The sequence below is a fragment of the Stenotrophomonas maltophilia group sp. P373 genome (assembly GCF_053295075.1).
Genome location: NZ_CM129994.1, coordinates 3,327,892 through 3,354,684, shown reverse-complemented (window position 1 = coordinate 3,354,684; position 26,793 = coordinate 3,327,892). Strand labels below are relative to the sequence as shown.

General features: G+C 67.4%; 24 protein-coding genes. 14 read left to right on the top strand and 10 right to left on the bottom strand.

Going from position 1 to position 26,793, the window contains the following annotated elements; all coding sequences use genetic code 11:
- Positions 1–28: 28 nt before the first annotated feature.
- Positions 29–535, bottom strand: coding sequence for a hypothetical protein (locus ACSYHF_RS15590; protein ID WP_447575787.1), 507 nt, complete (start codon positions 533–535; stop codon positions 29–31).
- 85 nt (positions 536–620) lie between these two features.
- Here ACSYHF_RS15590 and ACSYHF_RS15585 point away from each other — a divergent pair, with 85 nt between their 5' ends.
- The 7 genes from ACSYHF_RS15585 (at position 621) to ACSYHF_RS15555 (ending at position 4,554) form a co-directional block, all read left to right on the top strand.
- Positions 621–881 carry a YdaS family helix-turn-helix protein gene (locus ACSYHF_RS15585; protein WP_069139346.1) on the top strand — a complete coding sequence of 87 codons (261 nt, stop codon included), beginning with the start codon at positions 621–623 and terminating at the stop codon, positions 879–881.
- Positions 871–1,299 (top strand): hypothetical protein, encoded by a 429-nt coding sequence (locus ACSYHF_RS15580; protein WP_057494732.1) that lies wholly within the window; start codon positions 871–873, stop codon positions 1,297–1,299. Before ACSYHF_RS15585 ends, ACSYHF_RS15580 begins: the two co-directional genes overlap by 11 nt.
- Before the next feature lie 125 nt (positions 1,300–1,424).
- The gene (locus tag ACSYHF_RS15575; RefSeq protein ID WP_069139347.1) at positions 1,425–1,622 is read left to right on the top strand and encodes a hypothetical protein; all 198 of its coding nucleotides are present in this window, start codon (positions 1,425–1,427) and stop codon (positions 1,620–1,622) included.
- The gene (locus ACSYHF_RS15570) at positions 1,619–2,155 is read left to right on the top strand and encodes a glycoside hydrolase family protein (RefSeq protein ID WP_111128218.1); all 537 of its coding nucleotides are present in this window, start codon (positions 1,619–1,621) and stop codon (positions 2,153–2,155) included. The genes ACSYHF_RS15575 and ACSYHF_RS15570 overlap by 4 nt, the downstream gene beginning before the upstream one ends.
- A 24-nt stretch (positions 2,156–2,179) precedes the next feature.
- Positions 2,180–2,623, top strand: a complete 444-nt coding sequence (locus ACSYHF_RS15565) for a lysozyme (RefSeq protein ID WP_447575786.1) — start codon at positions 2,180–2,182, stop codon at positions 2,621–2,623.
- A 49-nt stretch (positions 2,624–2,672) separates the two neighbouring features.
- A complete protein-coding gene (locus tag ACSYHF_RS15560) occupies positions 2,673–3,533 on the top strand; it encodes an alpha/beta hydrolase (RefSeq protein WP_447575785.1) in 861 nt (286 codons plus the stop codon).
- A gap of 82 nt (positions 3,534–3,615) precedes the next feature.
- Complete coding sequence (locus ACSYHF_RS15555; RefSeq protein ID WP_005418496.1) at positions 3,616–4,554, top strand: alpha/beta hydrolase; 939 nt, start codon at positions 3,616–3,618, stop codon at positions 4,552–4,554.
- Between the two features lie 76 nt (positions 4,555–4,630).
- Here the strand turns inward: ACSYHF_RS15555 and ACSYHF_RS15550 are convergent, their stop codons facing one another.
- Together ACSYHF_RS15550 and ACSYHF_RS15545 are read right to left on the bottom strand one after the other, a co-directional pair.
- Positions 4,631–5,053: a response regulator gene (locus ACSYHF_RS15550; protein ID WP_005418495.1), complete on the bottom strand. Its 423-nt coding sequence runs from the start codon at positions 5,051–5,053 to the stop codon at positions 4,631–4,633.
- Positions 5,054–5,145: 92 nt separating this feature from the next.
- Complete coding sequence (locus ACSYHF_RS15545) at positions 5,146–5,913, bottom strand: CPBP family glutamic-type intramembrane protease (protein WP_447575784.1); 768 nt, start codon at positions 5,911–5,913, stop codon at positions 5,146–5,148.
- 150 nt (positions 5,914–6,063) lie between these two features.
- On the opposite strand from ACSYHF_RS15545, the gene ACSYHF_RS15540 reads away from it, so the two are divergent.
- Complete coding sequence (locus tag ACSYHF_RS15540; RefSeq protein WP_053499357.1) at positions 6,064–6,366, top strand: TFIIB-type zinc ribbon-containing protein; 303 nt, start codon at positions 6,064–6,066, stop codon at positions 6,364–6,366.
- A 77-nt stretch (positions 6,367–6,443) separates the two neighbouring features.
- Here the strand turns inward: ACSYHF_RS15540 and ACSYHF_RS15535 are convergent, their stop codons facing one another.
- From ACSYHF_RS15535 to ACSYHF_RS15510, 6 genes are all read right to left on the bottom strand, one after another.
- Positions 6,444–6,956, bottom strand: coding sequence for a GNAT family N-acetyltransferase (locus ACSYHF_RS15535; protein ID WP_005418491.1), 513 nt, complete (start codon positions 6,954–6,956; stop codon positions 6,444–6,446).
- An 81-nt stretch (positions 6,957–7,037) separates the two neighbouring features.
- Positions 7,038–8,063, bottom strand: a complete 1,026-nt coding sequence (locus tag ACSYHF_RS15530; RefSeq protein ID WP_065196667.1) for a copper resistance protein B — start codon at positions 8,061–8,063, stop codon at positions 7,038–7,040.
- The gene (locus ACSYHF_RS15525) at positions 8,060–9,871 is read right to left on the bottom strand and encodes a copper resistance system multicopper oxidase (RefSeq protein ID WP_447575783.1); all 1,812 of its coding nucleotides are present in this window, start codon (positions 9,869–9,871) and stop codon (positions 8,060–8,062) included. The genes ACSYHF_RS15530 and ACSYHF_RS15525 overlap by 4 nt, the downstream gene beginning before the upstream one ends.
- Positions 9,872–9,946: 75 nt before the next feature.
- Positions 9,947–10,330 (bottom strand): CopL family metal-binding regulatory protein, encoded by a 384-nt coding sequence (locus ACSYHF_RS15520; RefSeq protein ID WP_197599062.1) that lies wholly within the window; start codon positions 10,328–10,330, stop codon positions 9,947–9,949.
- A gap of 204 nt (positions 10,331–10,534) precedes the next feature.
- Positions 10,535–12,340, bottom strand: coding sequence for a DNA helicase RecQ (recQ, locus tag ACSYHF_RS15515; RefSeq protein ID WP_005418471.1), 1,806 nt, complete (start codon positions 12,338–12,340; stop codon positions 10,535–10,537).
- 507 nt (positions 12,341–12,847) lie between these two features.
- Complete coding sequence (locus ACSYHF_RS15510) at positions 12,848–13,396, bottom strand: Dps family protein (protein ID WP_005418469.1); 549 nt, start codon at positions 13,394–13,396, stop codon at positions 12,848–12,850.
- A gap of 86 nt (positions 13,397–13,482) precedes the next feature.
- On the opposite strand from ACSYHF_RS15510, the gene hrpA reads away from it, so the two are divergent.
- Positions 13,483–17,565 carry an ATP-dependent RNA helicase HrpA gene (gene hrpA / locus ACSYHF_RS15505; RefSeq protein WP_447575782.1) on the top strand — a complete coding sequence of 1,361 codons (4,083 nt, stop codon included), beginning with the start codon at positions 13,483–13,485 and terminating at the stop codon, positions 17,563–17,565.
- Between the two features lie 74 nt (positions 17,566–17,639).
- On the opposite strand, the gene ACSYHF_RS15500 is transcribed toward hrpA, so the two are convergent.
- Positions 17,640–18,164, bottom strand: a complete 525-nt coding sequence (locus ACSYHF_RS15500) for a hypothetical protein (protein ID WP_053500608.1) — start codon at positions 18,162–18,164, stop codon at positions 17,640–17,642.
- A gap of 130 nt (positions 18,165–18,294) precedes the next feature.
- On the opposite strand from ACSYHF_RS15500, the gene ACSYHF_RS15495 reads away from it, so the two are divergent.
- The 5 genes from ACSYHF_RS15495 to ACSYHF_RS15475 all read left to right on the top strand — a co-directional run bounded on the left by ACSYHF_RS15495 (position 18,295) and on the right by ACSYHF_RS15475 (position 26,228).
- Positions 18,295–20,451 carry a RelA/SpoT family protein gene (locus ACSYHF_RS15495; RefSeq protein WP_032954415.1) on the top strand — a complete coding sequence of 719 codons (2,157 nt, stop codon included), beginning with the start codon at positions 18,295–18,297 and terminating at the stop codon, positions 20,449–20,451.
- A gap of 30 nt (positions 20,452–20,481) precedes the next feature.
- Positions 20,482–22,053, top strand: coding sequence for a hypothetical protein (locus ACSYHF_RS15490; protein WP_447575781.1), 1,572 nt, complete (start codon positions 20,482–20,484; stop codon positions 22,051–22,053).
- A gap of 185 nt (positions 22,054–22,238) precedes the next feature.
- Positions 22,239–23,192 (top strand): glycosyltransferase family 2 protein, encoded by a 954-nt coding sequence (locus ACSYHF_RS15485; RefSeq protein ID WP_069139357.1) that lies wholly within the window; start codon positions 22,239–22,241, stop codon positions 23,190–23,192.
- Positions 23,193–23,268: 76 nt separating this feature from the next.
- On the top strand, positions 23,269–25,695 hold the full coding sequence (gene mrcB / locus ACSYHF_RS15480; protein ID WP_447575780.1) for a penicillin-binding protein 1B: 2,427 nt from the start codon (positions 23,269–23,271) through the stop codon (positions 25,693–25,695).
- A complete protein-coding gene (locus tag ACSYHF_RS15475; protein WP_050562713.1) occupies positions 25,692–26,228 on the top strand; it encodes a hypothetical protein in 537 nt (178 codons plus the stop codon). Before mrcB ends, ACSYHF_RS15475 begins: the two co-directional genes overlap by 4 nt.
- Positions 26,229–26,793: the final 565 nt, after the last annotated feature.

Below are 26,793 nucleotides of genomic sequence, written 5' to 3'. Positions count from 1 at the left end.
GCTGCGCTCTCCGCGCAGTTCCTGGGTCCTAGCGGCCAACCGCTGTGCGAGCTCCTCGAGTCGCGTGTGAGTCATCCTTTGCCTCCCTGATCCGTCTTGCCAGAAGCTTCGTCAGGTCGAGCACGTTGTCCGGTGCAGAGGGCTGACCGAACTCGTCCACGACCATGAATGCGGTCTCCAGCAGCACGGGATCGTAGATCCATTCCGGTGGATCGCCGACCAGCTCCAGGTAGTGCGAAAGCACCTTGACCGCAGCGCTCATTTTCTCGAAATCCAGTCCCGTAGATTGAGACTGAAGCGACACCTCACCGTCTTGATCGACTCGATCCAGCGATCCATGTGGAAGCTGCATCACTGATTCAAGATCGCGCGCAAGACGATGCCCGATGCTCTTCGGGTTGCTCTCGGAAATCCACTGGCTCACCTGGGGCTGTGCCCAGCGGGTGCCACCGAACAGGCGGGCCCATTCGGCCGGGCCGCCGGCGGCGGCCACGCGGAGGCGCATGTTGAGGGTGCGAGCGGTACTGGCGTCCATGCGTAGATGGTGCGCTGCATTACCAATCCAGCAAATGACCAAAACGGTATTGACTCGACATTACCCGCACGGTAATGTGTGCACCATGAACCTCATCGACTACGCGATCTCCCAGGGGGGCTACGGCACCCCCAGCTGCCCCGTCATGCGGCGCCTGGCCCACCAGACCGGCTGCGCGCTGCGCACCCTCTACATGATCGCCCGCGGCCACAAGCTGCCCGGTGCGCGACTGTGCCGGCGCATCGAACTGGCCACTGCGGGCGCTGTGCGCCGCGAATCCCTGCGTCCGGACGTGTTCGGTCCGGCCCCGTCGCCCCTCAAAGGAGAAGCCCCCCATGCAGCTTGATACGTTCGGTGAGTACGTCCGCAGTCGGCTGGAACACTGGGGCGGCGAATATGCCCTGCATCGCGACTGCGAATACCTCGGCTTCCAGTCCCGCAACCTGCTGGCGGTGCTGATCGAGCATCGCGGTGACATGCCCGGTCGGGCCCAGGGATACAAACCTCTGGAAACCGATCAGCTGGCGCAGCAGATCGAGGACATCATCACCGCGGTCGCGCGCGACAACGTGGCAATGGCCTGTGCACTGCGCGGCTATTACTGCGGGCGTGGCCGGCGCAAGGTCGAACGATTCGAGACGGCGAATCTGCTGCTGGCCAACTGCGGGCAGCGACCGGTGTCCAACCGGCATTACCTCAACCTGGTCGAACTCGGTTTCCAGCGCGTGCGTGGCTGGATGGAGGGCATCGCCCAGGCCGCATGAGCGGCGGATTCGATCTTTCGCCCGCCTCCCGACCGGAACAACCCTCGTGCCGAGCCGGCAGCGAGGCGGGCATCTCTTCGGGCCACGTCGATGCGACGCGGCCCGCATCTCCTCCAGGAACCCTCATGAAAGAAGAAATCATCAGTACGGCCGGCGCGGCGGTCGTCAAGTCGGCGCCGCCGGTCACCGTTGCCGGTGCGCTTGCCGCCGGCATCACCCTGGACCGCCTGGTCGTGGTCCTCACCATCATCTACCTGGCGGCGCAGATTGCCTATCTTGGCTGGCGCTGGCTGCGCGAATGGCGCCGCCGGGAGCGCGAATGAGCCGGCCCGGCAGCACATTGCCGATACGCAGCCTGGTCGCCGCGCTTGCGCTCAGTGCTGCGGGCCTGATCGCCATCGTCGACCGCGAGGGATACACCGACGCCGCGGTGGTGCCTACGCGCAATGACCGTCCAACCTATGGCTTCGGCTCGACCGTCCGCGAGGACGGCACGCCGGTGAGGATGGGTGATCGCACCACGCCGGTACGCGCGCTGCATGCCGTACAGGCTCATCTGGCCCGGGAAGAAGGACAGTTCCGCGCGTCGCTGCCCGGCGTGGCGCTCAGCCAGGGCGAGTACGACGTCTATGTCGATTTCCTCTACCAGTACGGCATCGGCAACTGGCGCGCGTCATCGATGCGCCGGCATCTACTGCAGGGTGAATACCGCCAGGCCTGTGATGCCTTGCTGCTGTGGAAGCGGGCAGGGGGCTACGACTGTTCGACCCGTGTCGATGGTCGCCCCAACAGCGTGTGCTGGGGAGTGTGGGAGCGCCAGCAGCAGCGCCATGCGCGTTGCCTGGCGGAGCAGTGACCCATGCCGCGCGGAGTGGTGGTGATGGCTTCGCTGGTGCTGTGGTCGCTGCTGATGTTCGTGGCCGGCTGGCGTTGGCGTGGTGATCGCAGCGATCTGGCGATGGCGCGTGTCGATGTGGAACAACAGGCCGGAGTGGTGCAGTCCGAACGGCGGTTGCGCCGGGCTCAGGAAGAACGGAGCGAGGCGATGGCCTCACTGGGGGAACAACATGAACACGATCGTGAGCGCGCGGCCGAGGTGGATGCCGATGTGGTGGCTGCTCTGCGCGCTGGCACTCTCCGCCTGCGCGACGACCTCGCCGCGTGCCACACCGGCCGCCTGTCCGAAGCCGCCGCCCGCACCGGCAAACGTGATGAGGGCGCCCAGTTACGAGCAGAGGTTGCGGCAGCGCTTGTTCGAGTCGGACGCGATGCCGACGACCAGCTCCGTGCCTGCCAGGCGGTGATCGAACTGGATCGCCGTTGAGGGCGCCGGCACAGTTATGCTGGCCGTCCTCACGAATATGGAAGTTCGCATGCGCGTCGCTGTCTTGTCCGTCTTGATCGTGCTGGCCACCGCAGGTCCAGGTATTGCCGCTGTTCCCGCCGCGCAGGCGACGTCGCCGGGCCCGGTCACTGCGCCGGCACCGTTGGTGATCGGCGAGACCTTCACCATTGAGTCGAAGGCGCTGGGCGAAACCCGCCGCATCAATGTCTACCGCCCGCAGCCCTGGGGCCTGGACCCGAAGGCGCCGCTGCCGGTGATCTACATGCCCGACGGCGGCATCGGTGAGGATTTCCTGCACGTGGCAGGGCTGGTGCAGGTGCTGAGCGGCAACGGCAGCATGCGCCCGTTCCTGCTGGTCGGCGTCGAGGACACCGAGCGCCGTCGTGACATGACCGGCCCGAGCAGCGATCCGCAGGACCAGAAGATCGCGCCACGCATTGGTGGATCGGCGGCCTATCGCAGCTTCCTGCGCGATGAACTGATGCCGCAGGTACGCCATCGCTACCCCACCACCGACGAGCGCGCGTTGATCGGCGAGTCGCTGGCCGGCCTGTTCGTGGTCGAAACGCTGCTGCAGGAACCGACGCTGTTCAACAGCTACATCGCGCTGGATCCCAGCCTGTGGTGGAACCGTGGCGCAATGCTGGCCGGCGCAGCCAAACAGCTGCCGGCGGTGACGCGTGCGCAGCCGCGCGTATTCCTGGCCAGCAGTGGGCAGCTGGAGCTGGCCGCATCCACTGCACGACTGGCCGAGTTGCTGCAGCAGGCTTCGCCGTCGCCGCTGGTGAAGTACCTGCCGTTGCCGGAAGAAACCCACGCTACGATCTATCATCCGGCCGCATTGCAGGCGATGCGCACACTGTTCCCGGCGCCGCCGGCCTCGCCCTGACCGCACTGGCAGTGGATTGCGCACCATGCAAGGATGCGGCAGCGGCGCCATCCGGTGCGCCGCCCGCAATGGGAGCGTGTGGATGCAGCGTGTGCGTGGATGGAGTGTGGCGGCCTGCCTGGCCGTGAGTGGCTGTGCGATGTCGGTGGCGCCACCGGCAACGCAGAATGAAGCGAAGGAAAGCGCGGCCACCGCTGCGCCGGGCGTGGTGCTGCCGGATACCGAAGCGCTGCGCGTGCACGATCCGGTGGGCCGCGATTACCCGATCTGGGTAGCGCTGCCGGCTGACTACGCTGCGCATCCGGAGAAACGCTACCCGGTGCTGTATGTGACCGACGCGCTGTACAGCTTCCCGCTGGTGCGCAGCGTGCGCAACATGGTGGGGCAGAAGGGCGTCAACATCGAGGATTTCATCCTGGTCGGGCTGCCGCCGCAGGAAGGCCTGACGTCCAAGCAGAGCCGCTCGCGCGATTACACGCCCAGCGATCCGATGCGCACCGATCCGCGTGACTACAGCGACGACGTCAGCTACGGCGGCGCGGCACATTACCGCGATTTCCTCGCCGAGCGCGTACTGCCGCTGATCGATGCACGCTACCGCACCGATCCGTCGCGGCGCGCCTATGCCGGTCATTCCTATGGCGGCCTGTTTGGCGCCTACGTGCTGACCACGCGCCCGGACATGTTCCACAGCTACATCCTGTCAAGCCCGTCGCTGTGGTTCGACAACCATCGGGTGCCGCGCATGCAGGCCGAGGCCAAGGCGCCCACGCAGCCGACCACGGTGGTGCTGTCGATCGGCAGCTTCGAAACGGTGAAGCCGGAGCCGCGCTATTTCACCCGCAACGACATGCTGCGCCACAACGCCGAGTTCGCCGAGCAGCTGCGCGCCAGCGGGCATTCGTTGAAGGTGGAGAACATGGTGATCGACGACGAGGACCACTTCACCGTGTATCCGGACATGATCACCCGCGCGCTGCTGAAGGTGTTCCCGGGTACCGGACCGTACAGCAGCGGTTGAAGGTGGGCGCCATCCACGCATGGCGTCGATCTACTGCAAGAACCCGGTAGATCCACGCCATGTGTGGATCAACGCCTCACGCTGCCTGCGCATCCGGCCCGATCAATACGCCCACATCGGCGTGCCGGAAGCACAGGCGGATGGCGTCGAGCAGCTCGCTCATGTTGTAGGGCTTGGGCAGGAAATGAATGCCGTCGCGCAGCTGCGGCAGCACCTGGTGCTGGTCCATGCCCGACGTCACCAGGATCGGCAGCTGGGGATACAGGCCGCGGACCCGGTTGGCGGCTTCAATGCCGCTGATCGGGCCCAGGTTGACGTCGGTGAACAGCAGGTCGAAACGCTCACCTGCGGCCAGCAGGCCCAATGCTGCTTCGGCAGAGCTCACGCCCACCACGTGGCAGGCCTGGCTTTCCAGCGCAAGACGGCTCAGCTCGCGGGTTTCCTCTGCGTCCTCGATCAGCAGGACGCGGGGTTCAACGTGGCGCTTGGACAGCAACATGGCGCTACAGCTCCGGAAAGCAGCAATGAAAAGGCGCGCAAGTATGCGCAAGCCGGGGGTGATCCCGGCGTGCACGGCAGGCTAAGTGAGCGTTACAGCAGGCGCGGGCGTCGCTGGCGTACCCGCCAGGCCAGCACCGCCACCGCCAGCAGCGCGGCGCCGATACGCAGGCTGGTGGCCTGCCAGCCCAGCGCGACGGCGTCGTCGAGGTTGAACACGTTCCACGCCATGTTCATCGATACATGCAGCACCAGGCCGCACCACAGGGTGTCGCCGTCCAGATGGTCAAGCCAAGCGAAGATGAAGCCGCCCAGTGCGATGACCGCGCCGACGAACAGGGCAGTGCCGCCGCCGTCGAAGCCGCCGAAGCCCAGCCAGTGCACCCAACCGAACAGCAGCGCCTGCGGCAGCGCAAGCAGGGACCATGGGCCACGCATGAGCTTCACCAGCAGCACGAAGCCGAGGCCACGGAACAGCACTTCCTCGGCCAGTGGGAACAGCACGGCGAGCATCGTCGCATCGAGTGCGGTCAGTGCGGTGTTGGGCGTGCCCAGCACCGCCAGGCCCAGCCAGCAGGGCAGGCTGGCCAGCAGCACCCAAAACGGGCCGCGCCAGCCGTTCCCGTGCAGCCCCAGGCTGGCCATCAGGCCCACCCCATGCGGGCGCAGCAGTGCGGCCAGGAGCAGCGCCAGCAGGACGGCCAGTGCGTTGTCCAGCAGGCTGCCGCCGTAGGGCATAGGCAAGGCGGGAATCGGCGCGCCTGCGGCCGCAGCGACATCGCGCAGATTCAGGCCAACGCCGACGCCGAGCAGCACCAGCAGCAGGCGCGCGGCGTCGGGCAGGCGGGACAGGACGGTCATGCACGCACTCCCTGCGGAACCAGCGTGGAGTGTGGAAGGCGGCCGGGGACGCTGGCACGCGCCGGAAGTCTGTGTGCCATCGGTCATGTGTTGCCGCACAGTCATCGGTGGGCAGGTAGAGTCGTTGCCAGACCTTCAGGAGCCATGCCCATGCTGTGCCCCGTGTGCAAGACCCAGACCCTGCAGATGGCCGAGCGCCATGGCATCGAGATCGATTACTGCCCCGGCTGCCGTGGCGTGTGGCTGGACCGTGGCGAGCTGGACAAGATCATCGAACGCGCCGGCGCTGCGCTGCCGCCGCCGGCACCTGTGCAGGCGCAGCCGGCGACCACGCCGCCGCCGGTGATGCATCGTGATACCCGCCACTTGGGCCAGCGCTACGAGGACAACCGGGGCCACGGATACAAGAAAAAGAAAAAGGACAGCTTCCTGTCTGAGTTGTTCGATTTCTAGTTTGTAGCGTCGAGCCATGCTCGACTGGATGTTGCCGCCTATAGTCGAGCAAGCTCGACTCTACATGGAGCGCGTGATCACGTCCGCCGCAGGATGAACTCGCGGTCGCGCGTATCCCCGACGATGAAGTCGTACTCGCCGACCTTGCTGCAGCCATAGCGCGCGTAGAAGCGCTGCGCGCCGAAGTTCTCCTCCCAGACGCCCACCCACAGGGTGCGGCGGTGCGGCTGGTCCAGCCAGGCCATGAACGCGTCCATCAGGCGTGCACCATGGCCGCCGTTCTGGTGTGCGGCCAGGATGTAGAACCGCTTCAGTTCGATGTCGCCTTCGCGGGCCTCGGCATGCGGCAGGGTGTTGGCACCAGCAGCCAGGTAGCCGACCACGTTGTCGCCGTCCACCAGCAGCCAGATCGCGCTGCGCGGGTCGGACAGTTCGGCGCGCTGCGGTTCGCTGCTGTAGTGCGCCTGCAGGAAATCCTGCAGCTCCTGCGCCGGGTACGAGTCGCCCCAGGTTTCGTTGTAGGTGGCAATCGCGATGGCCGACAGGGCGTCGACATCGGCAAGGGTGGCGCGGCGGATCTGCAGCGACATGGCGGAGCCTGCATTGGAACGTGGCGCAGTGTAGCCGGCCCCGGCGGCTGCCGGGGCTGGCCAATGCTCACGAACCGCTGCTCAGAACCACATGCGCACGCCCGCCACCCAGCGCGTGTCGCGTGCGTGGTCGCCAGCATGATCGGCGGTGTCGCCAAACGTGCGCTCGTGGCTGATGCCGATGTACGGCGCGAAACGACGACTGAACTCATAACGCAGGCGCAGCCCGGCTTCAACCTTGTTCAGTCCGCGACCGATGCCGTACTCCGGCTCATCCTTGGCTGCGACGGTGGCTTCCAGCAGCGGCTGCAGGATCAGGCGGTTGGTCAGCAGCACGTCGTACTCGACCTCGGCCTTGGCCAGCACCTGACCACCGGAACCCATGTACAGCGTCGCCGAGCTTTCGAACTTGTACGGCGCCAGGCCCTGGATGCCGATGGCCGCCCAGGTGCGCGAGTCGGCCGGCCGGAAGTCCTGGCGCACGCCGATCAGCACGTCCCACCACGGCGATACGCTGCGACCATACAGTGCTTCCAGTGACGACGATTCCGTGCTGCCGCGGCTGCGTTCGCCATCGGTGCGCAACCACAGGCGGTTGATGTTGCCACCGATCCAGCCGGTGGCCTCCCAGGCCTGGCCGGTGCTGTTCTTGCCGTCCCAGTGTTCGAGGCGATCGATCAGCAGCAGGCTGTTGATCTGTGGTGCATGCTCCATCGCACCATGCGCGATCGGAGGGAAGGCGGCAGCGCGGTCGGCATCGGTGGGAACCGGGATCGGCTCGCGCGGTTCGATCGGTGCGGGCGTGCCGTGACCCATGGCGGCGTGATCCATCGTGGAATGGTCCATCGCCGCTGGCTGCATCGCGCCATGGTCCATCTTCGAGTGGTCCATCGTGGAGTGGTCCATGCCGGCCTGACCCGCCGCACCCATGTTCATCTTCGAATGATCCATCTTCGAATGATCGACCGGTTCGGCCGGGGTCTTCGCGGTCTTCGGCGGCGGGTCCATCGTGCCCATGTCATGCCCGGCATGCGACTGCGCGAACACCGGCAATGCGGCGGCCAGGCCCAGGGCCAGCAGGCTGGGGGAAAGCAGTGAGCGGCTCATTCTTCGATCCTCACTTCGCGCATCATGCCCGCTTCCATGTGGTACAGCAGATGGCAGTGATAGGCCCAGCGACCGAGCGCATCGGCACGCACGCGGTAACTGCGGCGGGTGCCGGGTGGCATGTCGATGGTGTGCTTGCGCAGCTGGAATTCGCCCTGCGCGTTCTCCAGATCACTCCACACGCCGTGCAGGTGGATCGGGTGCTGCATCATGGTGTCGTTGACCAATACGATGCGCATGCGCTCGCCGTAGTTCAGTCGCAGCGGCTCGGCGCTGGCGAACGGAATGCCATCGAATGACCAGGAGAACTTCTCCATGTGGCCGGTCAGGTGCAGCTCGATCTCGCGGCTCGGCTCGCGGCCATCGGGGTCCTCGAACAGGCTGCGCATCGCGCCGTAGGTGAGTACCTGGCGACCGTTGTCGCGCAGGCCGATGCCGGGATCGTCCAGCTTCGGTTCGGTGGCCGAGCTCTGCATGTCCACCAGCGGGTTGTTGCGCTCACTGGCCGGGTGCTTCGGTGCCTTGCTGGCGGCATCGCTACCGCTGTGCGCACCGTGGCCCATGCTGGCGCCGCAGCCGCCTTCCATGCCCTTCATCGCGGCCATGTCGTGGCCACCATGGCCACCACTACCCATGTCGTGCCCCATGTCGCTCATCGTCAGCAACGGGCGTGGGTCGCGCGCGGGAATCGGTGCCTGCAGACCATGGCGGACTGCCAGCGTTCCGGCGGCAAAGCCGGTACGGCCCATGTCCTGGCAGAAGATGGTGAACGCGTCCTGCCCGGTCGGTTCCACCAGCACGTCGTAGGTTTCGGCCGGCGCGATGCGGAACTCGTCGATGCTGACCGGATGGATGTACTGGCCGTCGGCGGCGACCACGGTCATTTTCAGGCCGGGAATGCGCACGTCGAAGTAGGTCATCGAGGCGCCGTTGATGAAGCGCAGCAGCACTTTCTCGCCGCTGCGGAACAGCCCGGTCCAGTTGCCGGCCGGCGCGGTGCCATTCATCAGGTAGGTGTAGGTGTGCGCATTGATGTCGGAGATGTCGGTGGGCGTCATCCGCATCCGCCCCCACATGCCACGGTCGGACAACGCGGCCGACCAACCGTCGCGCTTCACGTCACGCAGGAAGTCGGGCAGGGTGCGCTTGTAGTAGTTGTCATGCTCGGCGAGCTTCTTCATGCGCCGGAACAGCGCGCCGGGGTCCATGTCGGTCCAGTCGGACAGCAGGATCACGTGCTCGCGGTCGTGGTGGTAGGGCGCCGGCTCGGCCGGGTCGATGATCAGCGCTCCGTACAGGCCGGCCTGCTCCTGGAACATCGAGTGGCTGTGGTACCAGTAGGTACCCGACTGCTTCAGTTCGAAGTGGTAGTGGTAGGTCTCACCGGGGCCGATGCCATTGAAGCTCAGTCCCGGCACACCGTCCATGTTCGCAGGCAGCAGGATGCCGTGCCAATGGATCGAGGTCGGGTGGCGTTCCAGGGTGTTGCGCACGAACAGGTCCACGGTCTGGCCTTCGCGCCAGCGCAGGATCGGTGCCGGCAGCGATCCATTGACGGTGATCGCCGGACGGGTGCGGCCAGTGAAGTTGGCCAGCGATTCGCCGATGGCCAGTTCGATGCGGGTGTCGCTGAGCACGGCGGGGGCGCCGGCCAGGCGTGGGGCGGCAGTGGCGGCGGCGAGCGCGCGCTGCGGCACGCCGACAGCGGCGATGCCGGCAACCACGCCACCGGCGGCCAGGCCCTGCACGAACAGGCGGCGCGACGGCATGGGCACAGGGCCCGGACCGCGGGGGATACGGGTATTCATGGTGGTGACTCCAGACACGTAAAGACGCCGGCAGGCGGCCGGCTGCGGTGCGCAGGGCGCACGGTGCGTGTGGAATCAGCCGATGGGAGGGCGTGAGATCGGCGGCAGCGGCGGCGCCGGCCGGCCGGTGGCCGGCATCGGCTGCGGGGCCAGCGACAGCGCCGGTCCGGCCATGAACGGCAACGGCTGCACCACCAGCAGCGGGTGCTGGGCGCAGCTGCGCACGCAGTCCTTGATCTGGCAGTGGGCGTCGTGGGCCGGGGCCTTGGCCTGCGGGGCCGGGTCGGCCTGCATGCCCGCGTGGTGGTGGCAGTCGGCAGTGCCGCCATCAACAGCCGCGGCTGCGGCGTGGGCCATCCGGCCCATTTCCTCGTGACCACGGGCCATGGCCGCGTTCAGCCCGTTGAGCAACAGGCTGAGCATGAGCACGACGCGGAGCAGGGTCGAGGCCAGGGACATGACGCTAATCTAGCCGCAAGCGGACGCGGATGCACTTCCGGCTGAATGGCCGGTTCAAGATTGGACCTGCACCAGCGTAGAGCCGAGCCCACGCTCGGCTGCTGTTCGCGCAGAGGCAGCCGAGCGTGGGCTCGGCTCTACAGGGGCGCCCGCGCGCCGTTGGGGCCATGCCCGGCGGCCGCGCAGCGCGGCAACGCGATACCGTCAGCCCTCTTCACGCACGATCTCGACCAGGCGCGGGCCGTAGCGGCTCAGTTTGGTACCGCCGATGCCGCCGACCCGGGCCAGTTCATCCAGGCTGGTCGGGCGCTGCTCGGCGATGTTGCGCAGGGTGCTGTCGTGGAAGATCACGAACGCCGGTACGTTCTGTTCCCGGGCCAGTTCGGCGCGCAGGCCGCGCAGCGCGTTGAACAGGGCCAGGTCCTGCGGCAGCACCGACAGGCCGGTGCGCTGCGCGCTGCGCTCGCGTCCGCTGGTGCTGCTGGCCGGGTCGCGGCGCATGCTGATCTGGCGGCGGCCGGTCAACACGTCGCGGCTGGCATCGGTCAGGCGCAGGCCACCGTGACCCTCGCTGTCCACTTCCAGCAGGCTGGCCGCGACCAGCTGGCGGAACACGCTGCGCCAGGTGCGTGCATCGAGGTCGCGGCCGATGGCATAAGTGCTCAGCTTGTCGTGGCCCTGCTGCCTCACCTTCTCGTTCTCGCTGCCGCGCAGGATGTCGATCAGGTGGCCGACACCGAAGCGCTGGCCGCTTCGATAGACGCAGCTCAGCGCCTTCTGTGCCGGTATGGTCGCGTCCCACGAGGCCGGTGGCGTCAGGCAGTTGTCGCAGTTGCCGCAAGGCTGGGGGTAGGTCTCGCCGAAGCCGGCCAGCAGCACCTGGCGGCGGCACTGCATCGATTCGCAGTAGCCCAGTAGATGGTCGAGCTTGGCCCGCTCCAGCTGCTTGCGCTCTTCGCCCGCCTCGGACTGCTCGATCATCTGCTTGAGCAGTACCACATCACCCAGGCCGTAGCACAGCCAGGCCTCGGCGGCTTCGCCATCGCGGCCTGCGCGTCCGGTTTCCTGGTAGTAGCCCTCCATCGACTTGGGCAGGTCGGTATGCGCGACGAAGCGCACGTCCGGCTTGTCGATGCCCATGCCGAAGGCGATGGTGGCACACATCACGATGCCGTCCTCGCGCAGGAAGCGGCGCTGGTTGCCGGCGCGCACTTCCGGCGGCAGGCCGGCGTGGTAAGGCAGAGCGTTGAAGCCCTGGCCGCAGAGGAATTCAGCGGTCTCCTCGACCTTGCGCCGCGACATGCAGTAGACGATGCCGGCCTCGCCACGGTGGCCGCGCAGGAAGTCGGTCAGCTGCTTGCGGGCGTTGTCCTTCTGCACCACGGTGTAGCGGATGTTGGGACGGTCGAAGGAACTGACAAAATGGCGCGCTTCCTGCAGATCGAGGCGCTCGGCGATCTCGCGCTGGGTCGGCGGATCGGCGGTGGCGGTCAGCGCGATCCGCGGGATCTGCGGCCAACGCTCGTGCAGCACGGTCAACTGGCGATATTCGGGGCGGAAGTCATGGCCCCACTGCGACACGCAGTGTGCTTCGTCGATGGCGAACAGGGCGATCTGGCTGCGCGACAGCAGCGACAGGAAACGCCCGGTCAGCAGCCGCTCAGGGGCGACATACAGCATGTCCAGTTCGCCGGCGAGCAGCTCGCGCTCGACGCGGCCGGCGGTCTCGGCATCCAGGGTTGAATTCAGGTACTCGGCGCGCACGCCGAGCTGGCGCAGGGCTTCGACCTGGTCCTGCATCAGTGCGATCAGCGGCGAGATGACGATGCCGCAACCGTCACGCAGCAGGGCCGGGACCTGATAGCACAGCGATTTGCCGCCGCCGGTGGGCATCAGCACCAGGGCGTCGTGACCGGCAGCCACATGCTCCACGATGTCCTGCTGCGGACCACGGAAATCGTCGTAACCAAAGACGCGTTGAAGCAGGTCGTGCGCGGGACGGGAAGCCATCGCGCTAGTTTACCTCCCGGAGGCGGCGGCAGGGCTGCGCCCTGGGAACGCGCCATCGCATGCGCGCTGCCGCTCCCACGCTTCGCTGCGCGAAACGCGGGCCCCACTTACCAGCTCCCAGACCCCCGCCGCTTCGCGTCCGCCCCCTGACTCAGGGGGCTCTCCCCCGGACTTGGCCCGGTGGGCGGTAGATCCACGCCATGCGTGGATGAAATCTGTCAGATATCGACAATCAAAATGGGGTCAGATCCGTTTTCCTGCGGAAAACGGATCTGACCCCAAGCAATGCCCTGGCAGATCGCGGAAATCTGTCGAAGGCGGGGTGGGTCCGGTTGAGGGGGTGTGAGCGGCATGGATGCCGCGACCAAGCCCCCATGGACGGGTTTACGGCGTCCCCCTCAACCGGACCCACCCCGCCAACCTTCAGGAAACTGGCTTTTGCTCTGGCTCTGGCTTGAAGGCTTCGGCGGGTGCAGGGCTGCAAGCCCTGCCGAACACCCCCAACCCTTACTGCAACAGCGAGCGCAGCATCCAGGCGTACTTCTCGTGCGTCTGCAGCCGCTGGGTCATCAGATCCTCGGTCGGGGCATCGTCACCCTTGGCCGCCACATCTAGCACTTCACGCGCCGTACGGCATACCGCTTCGTTGGCGACCACCAACTGGCGTACCATTTCACGCCAGTCCGCACTGTCGGTCAGGCCCGGTTCCTCGACGATCGAGGTCAGCGCAGCGAATTCCCGGTAGGAGCCCGGGGCATTGAAGCCCAGCGCGCGGATGCGCTCGGCCACGTCGTCCAGTGCCGCCCACTGCTCGGTGTACTGCGTCTCGAACATGGTGTGCAGCGAGTTGAACATCGACCCGGTCACGTTCCAGTGGAAGTTGTGCGTCTTCAGGTAGAGCGTGAACGCATCGGCCTGGAAGCGCGACAGACCGTCGGCGATCTTCTTGCGGTCGCCCTGGGTGATCCCGATATCGATGTTCGGCGCCGACGGTGCCGCCGCTGCAAGCTTCTGCTTGCCGGTCTTGGCCTTGGTCGTGCTTTTGGTCTTCGCCATGAGGTTCCTCCTTATGGAATCGTTGGCCTTCACAATAAACCGGTCGTGATGACTGGTCGCTTTCAAAGTTTTGAACGAACCGATTGATGAACTCTATCGATAAAAATCCATTGCCCCGCCTGCGCCAACAGCGCGCCGCCATCGACGGCGCCATGAGCCGCGACCGGGGCCGTTTGCTGGGAATGCTCTCGCGTTGCCAGGCCAAGCCGCAGGATGCGGCACTGGCCGCTACTTTCGAGCAGGCCTTGCAGGCGTCGGTGCAGCGCCGGCAGGTGCGGGCGCAACAGCAGCCGTCCATTACTCTGGACCCGCAGCTGCCGATTGCGCGTGAAGCCGACGCGATCATCAAACTGATCCGCGACCACCAGGTGGTGGTGATCGCCGGTGAAACCGGTTCGGGCAAGACCACCCAGCTGCCGAAACTGTGCCTGGCCGCAGGCCGTGGCCAGGCCGGCATGATCGGCTGCACCCAGCCGCGACGGATCGCCGCACGTGCGGTGGCCAGCCGCGTGGCGCAGGAACTGCAGAGCGAACTGGGCCAGCTGGTGGGCTACCAGGTACGCTTCAATGACAAGGTCAGCGACGACAGCCGCATCAAGTTCATGACCGACGGCATCCTGCTGGCGGAGATCGCCAGCGACCGCTGGTTGTCGAACTACGACACGATCATCGTCGACGAGGCACACGAACGCAGCCTCAACATCGACTTTCTGCTGGGCTACCTGAAGCAGCTGCTGCGCAAGCGCCCGGACCTGAAGCTGATCGTCACTTCGGCCACCATCGACACCGAACGCTTCGCCCAGCATTTCGACAACGCACCGGTGATCAGCGTCGAAGGCCGCACCTACCCGGTGGAAGTGCGCTACCGCGCGCTGGAAGGCGAGGGCGAAGACCAGGGCGAACGCACCGTCAACGATGCCATCGTGTCGGCTGTCGACGAGATCACCCGCCTGGACGCACGCGGCGACGTGCTGATCTTCCTGCCGGGCGAGCGCGAGATCCGCGATGCGCACCAGTCGCTGGAACGGCGCAAGTACCGCAATACCGAGGTGCTGCCGCTGTACGCGCGCCTGTCCAACCAGGACCAGGACCGGGTGTTCAACCCCGGGCCGAACCGGCGCATCGTGCTGGCCACCAACGTGGCCGAGACCTCGCTGACGGTGCCACGCATCCGCTACGTGGTCGATCCGGGCTTCGCCCGCGTCAAGCGCTACAGCCCGCGCAACAAGCTGGATCGCCTGCACATCGAGCCGATCTCGCAGGCCAGCGCCAACCAGCGCAAGGGTCGCTGCGGCCGTATCGCCGAAGGCATCTGCTACCGCCTGTACGCCGAGGCGGATTTCCAGGCGCGGCCGGAGTTCACCGATCCGGAAATCCGCCGTTCCAGCCTGGCCGGCGTGATCCTGCGCATGCTGCAGCTGGGCCTGGGCCGCATCGAGGAGTTCCCGTTCCTGGAGGCGCCGGACGAGCGTGCCGTTGCCGATGGCTGGCAGCAGCTGACCGAGCTGGGCGCGATCGATGCCGAGCGGCGCATGACCACCATCGGCAAGCAGATGGCGCGCCTGCCGGTGGACGTGAAGCTGGCGCGCATGCTGGTGGCCGCACAGGCTGCAGGCTGCCTGCGGCCGATGCTGGTGATTGCCTCGTTCCTGGGCATCCAGGACCCGCGCGAACGCCCGCCGGAAGCGCGCGGTGCCGCCGACATCGCGCATGCGCAGTTCGCCGATGGCCGCTCCGAGTTCGTCGGCGTGCTGCGCCTGTGGGATGCCTACCGGCAGGCCCACGAAGACCTGACCCAGTCCAAGCTGCGCGACTGGTGCGGACGTCATTTCCTCGGCTTCCTGCGCATGCGCGAGTGGCGCGAGCTGCATCGCCAGCTGCGGCTGCTGTGCGAGGAACTGGGCTGGAAGGAAGAGGCCAGCGAGGCATCGATGGCACCGCTGCTGGCCGGCAGCAGTGCGCCGGCACCGGCACGTGATGACGCGGCCTCAGTAAAGGCCACCCGCGGCCAGTTGCATCGTGCCGCGCGCCTGGCCCGCGAAGGCAAGGCCGAGGCCGCACCGGCACCGGTGGCCGTGCGCGCGCAGAAGGAACAGGCGCCCGCCGGCGGCGGCTTCAGCGAACGCGTGCGTGCCGCTGCCTACCAGACCCTGCACCGGGCGCTGGTGGCGGGCCTGCCGACGCAGATCGGTCACCGCACCGAGAAGGGCGATTTCCAGGCACCACGCCAGCGCCGCTTCCTGCCGTTCCCCGGTTCGGCGCTGGCCAAGCGGCCACCGCCGTGGCTGCTGGTGGCCAACCTGCTGGATACGCAGAAGGTATGGGGCATGACCCTGGCCGCGATCGAGCCGGACTGGGTGATCGCCGAACTGCCGCACCTGCTGCTGCGCAAGCACTTCGACCCGCACTGGTCGCGCGCGCAGGGCCAGGTGCTGGCGTCCGAGCAGATCAGCCTGTTCGGCCTGGTGCTGGCACCGAAGAAACCGGTCCATTACGGCCGCATCGCGCCGGGCGAGGCGCATGACATCTTCGTGCGCCAGGCGCTGGTGACCGGCGAGATCAATACCCGTGCCAGTTTCGTCGCCGACAACCAGAAGGTGCTGGAGGTCGCGCGCGAGGAAGAAGCCAAGCTGCGCCGCGCCGGCATCGTTGCCGACGAAGACTGGCAGGCACGCTGGTACCTGGACCGGGTGCCGCCGCAGATCCACTCGGCGGCGGGACTGGATAGCTGGTGGAAAGGGCTGGCGCCGGAGCAGCGCAAGGCGCTGCACTGGTCGTTGGCAGACCTGTTGCCCGGTGAGGGCAGCGAACAGGAGCGCTATCCGAAGTACCTGGCGCTGGGCCAGGCGCGCTTGCCGCTGCACTACCGCTTCGAACCGGGGGCCGACGACGATGGCGTGACCCTGGACGTGCCGCTGCACCTGCTCAACGCATTGGATCCGGTGCAGCTGGGCTGGCTGGCGCCGGGCTTTGTCGCCGACAAGGCCTCGGCACTGATCCGCAGCCTGCCCAAGGCGATGCGCCGCAACTACGTGCCGGCGCCGGACTTCGGTCGCGCGTTCTACGAGGCCTTCCCGCAGCCCAGCGCTGATGCCATCACTGGCGAGCTGGCGCGTTTCCTGTCACGTGCGACCGGCGCGACGGTGACCGCACTGGATTTCGAGCCGGGTTCGATCGAGCCGCACCTGCACATGAACCTGCGGCTGCGCGACGAACAGGGCAAGGTGCTTGCTACCTCGCGTGATCTGGAAGCGCTGCGCGCGAAATTCGGTGGCCGTGCTGGCGATGCCTTCGCCGCGCGTGCCGGGCGCGAGATGGCGGCTGACGGCCTGCGCACGTTCCCGGCCACGCCGATTCCGCTGCAGGTACCCGGTGAAGCCGGCGTGCCAGCCTATCCGGCGCTGCTGGACGAGGGCGACAGCGTGGCGCTGCGCATCTTCGCCGATCGCCAGCAGGCGCAGGACGCCCATCCGCTGGGCGTGCGCCGCCTGCTGGAGATCGCCCTGGCCGAGAAGGTGAAGCAGGCACGCAAGCAGTTGCCGGTCGGTGCCAAGACCGGCCTGTTGTATGCCGCGATCGAATCGCAGGAGCGGCTGCGTGGTGACCTGGTCGATGCGGCGATGAACGCGGTGCTGGCCGAGGGCCTGGAGGAAATCCGCGATGCGACGGCGTTCGAGCAGCGTCGCGAACACGCCGCCAAGGCCCTGTTTGGCGAGGCGATGTCGCGGCTGAAGCTGGCCGAGACCATTCTGGCGCTGGTGGCGGAGCTGAAGCCGATGCTGGAAGCGCCGTTGATGGGCTGGGCGCGCGGCAACCTGGACGACATGGAAGCGCAGCTGGCCGGGCTGATCCACCCCGGCTTCCTGCGCGACACGCCGGCCGACGCGCTGGCGCAGTACCCGCGCTATCTGAAGGCGATGATCCTGCGCACCGAACGTGCCAAGCGTGATCCGCCGCGTGACCAGGCGCGCATGCTGGAACTGCATCCGTTCCTGGAAGCGCTGGAGGCGGGCGAGCAGCAGGGCCTGCGTGATCGCCCGCAATGGCAGGCGCTGCGCTGGGATCTGGAAGAACTGCGGGTATCGCTGTTCGCGCAGGAGCTGGGTGCACGCACCGGTATCTCGGCGAAGAAGCTGGCGCAGCGCGTGGCTGCATTGCGCCAGGCCTGAGCGCGCCACGGTCGCCCCGTCGGGCGACCGTGGCCGGCCGGGCAGGGAGCCGGCATGGCCGGAATGCCCGGGCGTTACTTGGTGCGGCGAACCTTCGGCTGCACGTTCACCCCGTCCACCTTCATATACCAGGCGCCCATCACCCCTGGGCGCATGCTGACGCCCGGGGCGTCCTTGCGGCCACCGGAATAGTGCGTGGCGTCTATCTGCTCCCACTCCTGGCCGTTCTGCAGCACGTAGCGGCGGCCCTGGCCGAATCCACGGAATTCGCCCTGCAGGTTGCTTTCGATCGGTTCGCTGCTGCCGAAGTCCAGGAAGCCGCGGTTCTTCTTGATCACTTCCTGGCGGCCTTCTTCGCGCGCTGCGGCGACGGCCTGGGTGGTGGCCGCCTCGACCTTGCCCTGCAGCCAGCGGTTGAGCGTGGCCAGTTCACCGGCACTGAGCTTGTCCAGGCCGGCGGCCTTGAACTCGGAGGGCGACATCTGCTGCTGCAGGTCGCCCTCCACCACGCGCTGGGCCAGCGCAGGCGCGGACAGGGACAGCAGCACGGCGGCACAGGCCAGCAGCCGTGGACGGACGCGCGGGGCAATCGAAGGCATGGCGGGTCTCTCCTGGGTGTGTGGGCGAGTGTAGCGGCATGTCTTCATGCCGGGTGATGGTGGGTGCAGTGATTGTCCCTGAACGGCGCCGGCGCTAGTGTAGGGGCCTCTGTCTTGCCTGCTCGATGCTGTGAACCGCGCTTCCGTCCCTGGCCTGGATGCCTTGTTGAACCGTCCCTCGGCAGCGGTGCTGCCTGCTCCGCTGCGCCAGGCCCTGCGTGAGCATTGGGAAGCGCCGGATTGCGAGCACCAGATGCGTGCCACCTGGTCGGTGCTGGGCGATACTCTCGATGCGCTGGCGATGCTCTCGGCCGATGAAGGCGCAGTGGTGGCCGCATTGCTGTTCGACCTGCCGGGCCTGCGCGCCAGCCTGGACCAGCTGCCGCTGGGCAACCACAAGGCGGCGGTGATCGGCCTGCTGGATGGCCAGGATGCGGCCGACCCGGTGTGGGCGCTGCACGCCGGCCGTGAGGCGGGGCGCAACAGCGAAGGCCTGCGCCGGCTGCTGCTGGCGATCATCCGCGACCTGCGCGTGGTGCCGATCCTGCTGGCACGGCAGCTGGCGCGGATGCGCGCGGCCGACAAGCTGGACGAGGAGCAGCGCCGCGCGCTGGCCCAGCTGACCCGCGACATCCACGCGCCCCTGGCCAATCGGCTGGGCATCTGGCAGCTGAAGTGGGAGCTGGAGGACCTGGCGTTCCGCCACCTGGAACCGGAAACCTACCGCCGCATCGCCCGCGAGGTGGATGAAACCCGCATCGCCCGCGAGCGTTACGTCGAGAACGTCAAGAAGGTGCTGTCGCGCGAGCTGGTCGCCCAGGGCATCAAGGCCGAAGTCAGCGGCCGCCCGAAGCACATCTACAGCATCTGGCGGAAGATGCAGAAGAAGCGGCTGGCCTTCGACCAGCTGTATGACATCCGTGCGGTGCGCGTGATGGTCGACGACGTCGCCGCCTGTTATGCCGCGTTGGGCGTGGTGCACGCGCTGTGGGCACCGGTACCCAGCGAGTTCGATGATTACATCGCACGCCCGAAGGCCAACGACTATCGCTCGCTGCACACCGCCGTGGTCGGCCCGGAAGGGCGCACCATCGAAGTGCAGATCCGTACCCACGAGATGCACTCGCAGGCCGAGCTGGGCGTGGCCGCGCACTGGAAGTACAAGGAAGGTGGCAAGGGCGCGGAGAAGTCCTTCGACCGCAAGATCACCTGGATGCGCCAGTTGCTGGAACAGGCGCAGGACGGGCAGGGCAATGAACTGGCCGGGGCGCTTGATGCCGAGCTGACCGAGGACCGGGTCTATGCGCTGAGCCCGAAGGACGAGGTGCTGGACCTGCCGCAGGGCGCTACCCCGCTCGATTTCGCCTACCAGGTGCATACCATGGTCGGGCACCGCTGCCGCGGCGCAAAGGTCAACGGCCGCATCGTGCCGCTGACCTACCGCCTGCGCAGCGGCGACCGCGTCGAGATCCTGACCGGCAAGGAGGCCGATCCGCGCCGCGACTGGCTGATGCCGGCCAACGGCTTCCTGGCCAGCAACCGCTCGCGCGAAAAAGTGCGCAGCTGGTTCCACAAGCTGGACCGCGCGCGCAACGTGCAGGCCGGTCGCGAGCTGCTCGAGCGCGAGCTGAAGCGGCTGGGCCTGCAGCACGCGGACCTGGCCGTGGCGGCGAAGAAGTTCCATGCCGACAGCGTCGATGACCTGTACATCCAGGTGGCGCTGGGCGATACCGGCCCGAACCAGGTCAGCCGTGCGCTGCTGGAGGCGGAGCGTGCCGCCAGCCAGCCCGCACCCGCACCGGCCCTGCCGCGGCCGACCGCGCGCCGCGAGAACCTGGGCAAGTCCAAGTTCACCGTGCAGGGCGTGGGCAACCTGCTGGTGCAGCTGGCACGCTGCTGCCAGCCGGTGGCCGGCGAGCCGATCATCGGCTACCTGACCCGTAGCCGGGGTGTCACCGTGCATCGTGCAGACTGCGCCGCGCTGGCCCGGCTGGCGGCCAGCAGCCCGCAGCGCATCCTGCCGGTGGAGTGGGGCCAGGCCGGGGGCGGCTACGAGGTGGACGTGGTGGTCGATGCGGTCGATCGCCGCTGGCTGCTGAAGGACATCACCAACCTGATCGCCCAGGAAGACGCCTACGTGCTCGACATCCACAGTGACAACGTGCGCAACAGTGGCCGTGCCCACCTTCGGCTGCGCCTGAAGGTCAGTGACTACGGGCAGTTGTCGACGCTGCTGGGCAAGCTCGATGCGCTGCCGGGCGTGAGCGAGGCGCGTCGCCTCGGCTGAGCTTCACGCTGCCCCGGCTACCCTGCACGCATGGAACGCGAGCCCCCGCATCGCCCGCATGGCGCTGAACACCCTGCGCTGGACCGCGTCCGTCGCGAGGGGCGTTGGTGGTGGCTGCAGGCGCGCCATGCGCGCCGGATCTGGCGCTGGGCGCTGCTCGCAGCGCTGGCCGTGTTCGTGCTGCTGGTCCTGCTGCGCAAGCCGTTGGCAGACTGGTTCTGGGATGAGCCGCAGATCGAACAGCTGCTGGCTGAGGGGGATCGTGCATTGGCGGCTGGGCGCCTGAGCGATGCCGATGGCAGTGGTGCGCGCGAGCGCTACCAGGCGGCGCTGGCGCTGGACGGTGATCGCCCGCAGGCGCGCCAGGGCCTGGCCAATACCGGCGCGGCAGCGCTGCAACAGGCGCGCGATCGCCTGCAGGCGGATGACCTGGACGGCAGCGCGCAGGCTCTGGCACTGGCCCGTGAGCTGCAGGTGCCGCAGGGCGACGCCGATGCGGTTGCCCGCCAGTTGCAGGCGCGACGCAGCGCCGGAGCCGGTATTGGTGCGTTGTTGGCGCAGGCGCGTAACGCGTTCGCGGCCGGACGCCTGGATGACGGCGACAGCAGTGCGTTGCCCTTGTTCCAGCGCATCCTGGCCCTGCAGCCGGACAACCTGCCGGCGCTGGAAGGGCGCGAAGATGCGCTGAGCGACCTGCTGCTGCAGGCACGCACGCTGGCGGATCGAGGGGAGTTGGCCGAGGCGGCCGCGCTCCTGCGTCGTGCCCGTCAGTTCGATGCTGGTCATGCCGATCTACCGGCGAGCGAGGAGGCCCTCGCGCGCGCCGCCGACCGGCGCCTGCGGCAGGCGCAGCGTGCGTTGCGACGGCAGCAGCTGGAAGCTGCGGCCAAGGGCTTCCAGGCGGTGCTGGTGGTGGCCGCCGATGATTCCAATGCCCAGCGCGGGCGTGAGCAGACCCTGCAGGCAGTGGTTGCACGCAGCCAGAAGTCCGCCGACGACTTCCAGTTCGATGCGGCGCAACGTGATGCGGCCCTGGCGGCGGAGCTGGGTGCTTCGCAGGCAGTCCGGCAACAACTGGCGCAGCGCCTGCAGCGCGCGCAGCAGGCGCAGCGGGCCCTGCAGCAGCCCGCGGTCAGCACGGCGCAGCGCGAACGCCAGCTGCGCGACCACCTGCGGAAGATCGAGCGTGCCGAGCGCGCGGGGCAGTGGATCAGCCCACCCGGGCACAGCGCGTTCGACGCGTTGCGCGAAGCCCAGTCGCTGGCTCCCCGCGATGCGCGGGTGAAGGCAGCCGCCGCACGCTTGCTGCCCGCCAGCCGACGCTGCTTTGACGACAATCTGCGGCAGAACCGCGTGCAGGCGGCAGGCGCCTGCCTGCAGGCCTGGCAGACCCTGTCACCGACCGCAGCCGGACTGCCCTCGGCGCGGCTGCGGTTGGCCCAGCGCTGGCTGGCGATCGGCAGCGAGCGGCTCGGCAACGGTGACCTGGCCTTCGCCGCGCATGCCGCCGAACAGGCGCGGTTGCTGCAGCCGGATCTGGCCGAACTGCCGGCGTTTGAAGATCGCCTGCGCCGCGCCGGTGGTGAGCTGCGACCACGCTGATATCGACAGGATTCGTGCAGGTCGCACTGGTCGGGTATAGTCCAGCCGCTGCGTCACGCTCAAGCGGTGCAGTGAGTTGTCAGTCTTGCTGTCAATGCTATTGCTGCAGGCTTGACGGAGATGGCCTTTGGTCGTTTTCATCGTTTTTCACACAGCCTGCGTTCCGCAGCCAGCGACATGACGTCATGAATCCAGTGATTCCGCAAGGGCCAGGTCCGGGGCCCGCATTCGATGCCTCCCTTGTCTGCGCTGTCATCGTCACCTATGGGCCCGAGCCGGACCTGTTGCGGCGGGTCGTTGACAGTGTGCTGCAGCAGGTGGGGCATCTGGTGGTGTTCGACAATGGCAGCACTGGTGTTGATGTCGACGAACTGCTGGCCGGAAGGGAGGGGATCAGCGTGGTTGCCTCGGCGCACAACGTTGGCCTCGGGAGTGCCTTGAACCGGGCCTATGAGCGGGCGCAGGCGCTCGGCTTCGCTTATGTGCTGCTGATGGATCAGGATAGTGTGCTGGCGCCAAAGATGGTGGATGTCCTGGGGACTGCACTGATCGAATTGGCCCGCGCAGAGCGCGTGGCCGCTGTCGGCCCGCAGTTCCGCGATTCGCGCAGTGGCATGCTTGCCCCGTTCGTTCGCTTTGGCTTCCCGTTCAACCACAAGTTGCGAGGGGGAGCGGGCCAGCGCATTTCCTGCGATTTCCTCATCACCTCCGGTTCGCTGGTGCCGATGTCGGCATTGCAGGATATCGGTGCAATGGACGAATCCCTGTTCATTGACAACCTGGACATGGACTGGTGTTTCAGGGCCAAACGCCATGGTTATTCCCTGTATGGCATCTGCGACGCGCAGATGACCCATAGCATCGGCGAGGAGCTGCTGCCATCACGTGCGAAGCCGGATGGCGTGATCGTGCACAAGCCCTTCCGCCTTTACTTCATCATGCGCAATCGGGTTCTGCTCTATGGACGTGCCTATACGCCACGGGTGTGGATTGCCCAGGATGTGCCGCGCATGTTCCTGAAGCTGGCAGGCAACGGCCTGTTCCTCGCCCCTCGCTGGATTCGGTTGCGGTTCATGTTGAGAGGACTGTGGGATGGGCTTCGGGGCAAGGCCGGGCCCCTGCCTCCGGTAAATCACTGAACAGGCAGTTTGGTGAACCTGCCTTGGGGAAATGGGCTGGGGTAGACTCCGCTGACGCCCCTGCCATGCTTCTCCCGTGCCCCGACGCTACGATTCCGACGACATCGACGATTTCGACGACGACCAGCAGGACAGCGGTCCGCTGTGGCGGCGCCGGCTGATCACCTGGAGCATGGCTGCGGTCGCATTGGGATTGGGTTTCCTCATTCCCTATACGCTGTACCTGAACCAGCAGGTGACCCAGCGTTTCGGCGAGCTGCGCTGGCAGATTCCGACGCGCGTGTATGCGCGCCCGCTGGTGCTCACCCCCGGCAAGGCGATGGATGCGTCCACGCTGAAGACCGAACTGGCCGCCTCCGCCTATCGTGATGACGGGCAGGGCAAGGAGCCGGCCACCTATGTGGTGAACGGCGGTCGCTTTGTGATCTCCAGTCGTGGCTACAACGACGTCGATGGCCGGGTGGCGCCGCGCCGGGTGGAGCTGTCGCTGGCCGATGGCGGCGTGGCCTCGCTGCGCGACGCCGACAGCCGCAAGGCACTGAAGGCCGCGCGGCTGGATCCGGCGCGCATCGCCACGCTGTACGGCCAGAAGCAGGAAGAACGCCGCCTGATCCGCATGGACGAGGCGCCGGACCTGCTGGTGACCGGCCTGCAGGCAGTGGAAGACAAGGACTTCAACCGCCATCACGGCATCGACCTGTCAGGCATCGCGCGCGCGGTGTGGGTGACGATCCGTTCCGGTGGCCAGAGCCGCCAGGGCGCTTCGACGCTCACCCAGCAGCTGGCCCGCAGCGGCCTGCTTGGCATCGGCAAGGAACAGACGCTCACCCGCAAGTTCAATGAGGTGCTGTACGCGCTGATCATGGAAGCGCGCTACGACAAGCGCACGATTTTCGAGGCGTATCTCAACCAGGTGTACCTGGGCCAGCGCGGCAGCCAGGCGATCCATGGCATGTCCTCCGGCGCCGAATTCTGGTTCGGGCGTGACCTGCAGTCGCTGGAGACCGAGCAGATCGCCCTGCTGATCGGCCTGGTCAAGGGGCCGTCCTTCTACGACCCGCGGCGCAACCCGGAACGCGCGCTGGATCGCCGCAACTTCGTGCTGGGCAAGCTGCACGACGCCACGCTGATCGACGATGCCGAGTACCAGCGCGCGCTGAAGGCTCCGCTGGGCGTGCCCAAGACACCGGGCCTGGTGGCTGCCAACCGCTTCCCCGCCTACGTCGACCTGGTCCGCCGGCAGCTTGCGCATGACTATCCGGAATCTGCGCTGCAGGGCGCGGGCCTGAGCGTGATGACCGGCATGTCGCCGTCCGCGCAGGCCTATGCCGAAGGCGCGGTGACCCGCACCATCAAGTCGCTGGAAAGCCAGCGTCGCCCTGAGCTGCAGGCCGGCATGGTGCTGACCGACGTGCACAACGGCGACGTGCTGGCGGTGATCGGCAGCCGTGAGGTGTCCGAGGTCGGCTTCAATCGTGCGATCGAGGCGCAGCGCCCGGTCGGTTCGCTGCTCAAGCCGTTCGTGTACCTGCTGGCCCTGGCGCAGCCTGACCGCTATTCGCTGGCCAGCTGGGTCGATGATTCGCCGGTGACGGTGCAGCTCGGCCGCGGCCGCAACTGGAGCCCCGGCAACGCCGACAACCGCAGCCACGGCACGGTGCGCCTGATCGATGCGCTGGCGCATTCGTACAACCAGGCGACGGTGCGCTTGGGCATGCAGGTCGGCCCCGAGCGCGTGACCCAGCTGATCCATGTGCTGGCCGGCATCAAGGCCGAGGCCAATCCGGCGGTGATCCTCGGCTCGACCGACCAGAGCCCGTATGCGATGGCGCAGCTGTACCAGTTCCTCGCGTCCGGTGGTGAGATCCAGCCGTTGCACGCCGTGCGTGGCGTGCTCGATCCGCAGGGCAAGCTGCTCAAGCGCTACGACAAGACCCCGGCACCGGCACAGGAAGGCGATTCGATTGCCGCCAACCTGATCAGTGTCGGCCTGCAGCAGGTCGTCGCCAGCGGTACCGCGCAGCGTCTCAATGCTGATGGCCTCGGCCGTCTGCAGCCAGCCGGCAAGACCGGCACCACCAACGATGGCCGTGACAGCTGGTATGCCGGCTACACCGGCGACCACCTGGCGGTGATCTGGATCGGCAACGATCAGAACCAGCAGGCCGGCCTGTATGGCGCCACTGGTGCGATGCGGGTCTGGTCGGGCATCTTCCAGCGCCTGCCGAGTGCGCCATTGCGGGTCAGCAACAAGGGCCTGGATTGGCAGCCGGTGGCCCCCACCGGTCTCAACAGCACCGATGAAGGCTGCCCCGGCGCGCGTCGTTTCCCGTTCGTGGTGGGCTATGCGCCTGCCTATGCGCCGTGCGCGCCGGCCGCGTCGCCCGAGGGGCAGGGCGAGGCTGAAGGCGAGGGCGGTGGCTGGCGCAGTTGGTTCGGCCTGGACCGCAAGCCGGAAGCACCCGCCGAACCTGCCGCCCCCACTTCTCCCCCGAGCCGATGATGCCGATGAACATGCGTACCCTGCTGCAGCCCCTGGCCCTGACCGGCCTAAGCCTGGCCCTGGCCGCCTGCGTGAGCAGCGCGCCGCCGGTAGTCAAGCCGGTCGATACCACCACGCCGGCGCAGCGCCTGGCGGCCGTGGATGCTGCAGCGGGTCCGGACGACAAGGAACTGTCGGTGCAGCCGCTGCGTGATTCGCAGGTGGAAGACCTGAGGCTGGCCGCACAGGCGCAGCGCCAGGCCAACGACCTCGCCGGTGCCGCCAGCAGTCTGGACCATGCGCTGGAGATCGTGGCCGGTGACCCGGCCGTGCTGCAGGAGCGTGCCGAACTGGCGCTGCTGCAGGGGCAGTGGGCACAGGCGGAGACGTTCGCGCGCAAGGCCGTGGATCTGGGCTCGAAGACCGGGCCGCTGTGCCGCCGGCACTGGGCGACGATCGAGCAGTCGCGCCTGGCGCGGGGCGAGAAGGAGAATGCGGTGTCGGCGCATGCGCAGATTGAAGGCTGCACGGTGCCGGGGATCAAGCGGTACTGAGGTATTCCACTCCACCGGGCGCCGCCCCTTCTGCGGCGCGCGCACTGATGGATGCGGGTGATGGGCCGGGCGGGTGGGGCGTGCAGGACACGCCGTAAACCCATCCATGGGGGCTCGATGGCGCCATCCATGGCGCCAACGGTCCTGCACGCCCCACCCACCCGGCCCGCCATACATCGCGCGGGCCGCAGGCAAGAACAAAATCAAAAACAAAGGCGGGTCGCGCGCTGCGCGCACTCGTTGTGGGGTCGGATCCGTTTTCCGCAGGAAAACGGATCCGACCCCTTCTTGTTTCCGTTCCACCCACCGCTTCTGAAAGGGCAGTCGAGCAAGCTCGACGCGACGCCGCGCGTGCATCCGTCACTGGGAAACTGTCGAGGGTGGGGCGGGCGGGGCAGGCAGGACCGTTGGCGCCATGGATGGCGCCATCGAGCCCCCATGGATGGGTTTACGGCGTGTCCTGCCTGCCCCGCCCGGCCTGCCCAGCACGTAAAAACCCAGAGCCATGGACACCGCTGTTGCTGTTGCCCTGGCTTGAAACGGGTGCCGGGCAGCGCCCTGCCGG